This window comes from Luteimonas sp. A482, assembly GCF_054072655.1.
Genome location: NZ_JBSVRO010000013.1, coordinates 1 through 1,666 on the forward strand (window position 1 = coordinate 1; position 1,666 = coordinate 1,666).

Sequence of the window (1,666 nt, forward strand, 5' to 3'; positions counted from 1 at the left end):
GACACAGCAGGCGCCTGCTGGGGTGGGCGCTGGGCACCGAGCGAACCGCGGCGCTGACGGCAAGGGCACTGCGTGCGGCATTGCGTCGCCGCCAGCCGGAGCCGGATACGATCTTCCACAGTGACCGGGGCGTCGAGTTCCTGGCGGCGCAGTTCCGACAGGTGCTTGCGGGTGCCGGAGTCGTCCAGAGCGTGAACCGGCCGCGTCGGATGACCGACAACGCCCATATGGAATCGTGGAACAAGTCGCTGAAGTCCGACATGTACCACCGGCGGCGGTTCGCCACCGACCGGGAACTGCGCAGGGCCGTGGCCGGCTATATCGATTTTTACAATAATCAGCGCTTACACTCGTCCCTCGGATACCAGACGCCATCGGCGTTCGAAGCCCAGTGCACCTAACCATCGGTGTCCACTTTTGCGTAGGAAGTCCCAACCGCTTCGCGGTTCGGCTTAATTCAAGCGTTAGGCCTCACTGGGGGTGTCTATGAAGGCGACGTTTTACTTTCTGGCGCCACTGTTACTGGTGTCAGGTTGTGCTCCTTCCCAGGAGAACGAGCACAACGTGCTCAATCTCCGAGACCTTGTGCAAGATGAGGCCACTGCCATCACTATTGCCGTTGCGGTGTGGGAGCCCATCTACGGGAAAGAAGAGATCGCGTCACAAGCCCCCTATTCGGCTGAGCTCATAGACGGGCAATGGACGGTCTCGGGCTATCTTCCACCCAGCCACGCAGGTGGTACCGCTATTGCGGTGATCTCCAAGCGCGACGGCCAAATTCTTCGGGTCAGTCACGGCAGGTAGGCCTAACAATGCGTTCAAGCCGAAACCGCTTCGTTCCGCAAAGCACATGGCAGGTATAGCTTGCCATGTGCTTTGCTCCACTACGCGTTTCGGCTTAACTTAGGCGTTAGAGCCCACTCCCAACATGGCCACTATTCCGGAACCCGATCTCGACGATCCGAAGGAAGTCTATGCATTTGCCGGACTCGCGCTTTACCAGGCAAATCTTCTCGAATCGAGCCTGATCAATCTCACAACAGTGCTACAACTGGAGCAGGTTTCGGCGATAACGCGCAAGGTGTTCGATTCGGTCTACGAAGGCCTTGAGTCGAAGACGCTTGGGCAACTCCTTCGTGCTGCACGCGGACTGACAGAGCTACCCGCGAACATCGACTCCGTTTTGGCATCGGCCCTCGCGAAACGCAACTTTCTTGCTCATCACTTCTTCCGACACCACGCTGGCACAATCATCCACGACCTCGGTCGGACAGAGATGATCGAGGAGCTGCGCGGAATGATCGCGCTTTTTGAAGAGGCAGATGCGCTGGTAACACCTGTGTACCTCGCACTGTGGAGCAAGTTCGGCGTTGACGAGTCGGCCATGGCACGGGAGCTCTCAGCAATGGAAGCTGAGGTGCAGGCCAAGTACAGTGGGCTCTAACAATTCGTTCAAGCCGACACCGCTTCGCGGCGCGGCTTAACTCAAGCGTTAGGCGGCACAAGCACCCCCTTTCCCACTTCCGTCATCCGCCTTCGCTCCCGCTCCCGCTCCCGTCGTCGATTCAAGCAGCATTGGCCGGTATGACCGCACCCGAGCTAGAAAGCATCTATCACCGCTACCTCGCCTGCCTGAACGCGCAGGCATGGTTGGAGTTGGGAGCTT

Annotated in this window: 3 protein-coding genes; all 3 read left to right on the top strand. The window is 58.8% G+C overall.

From position 1 onward, the window contains the following. A partial coding sequence (locus ACW5DW_RS17035) for a transposase (protein WP_457020492.1) occupies window positions 1–401 on the top strand: 401 nt, incomplete at its 5' end. A gap of 85 nt (window positions 402–486) precedes the next feature. Continuing rightward, window positions 487–804, top strand: a complete 318-nt coding sequence (locus ACW5DW_RS17040; protein ID WP_457020493.1) for an NTF2 fold immunity protein — start codon at window positions 487–489, stop codon at window positions 802–804. A gap of 124 nt (window positions 805–928) precedes the next feature. Further along, window positions 929–1,444 carry a hypothetical protein gene (locus ACW5DW_RS17045; RefSeq protein ID WP_457020494.1) on the top strand — a complete coding sequence of 172 codons (516 nt, stop codon included), beginning with the start codon at window positions 929–931 and terminating at the stop codon, window positions 1,442–1,444. Window positions 1,445–1,666: the final 222 nt, after the last annotated feature.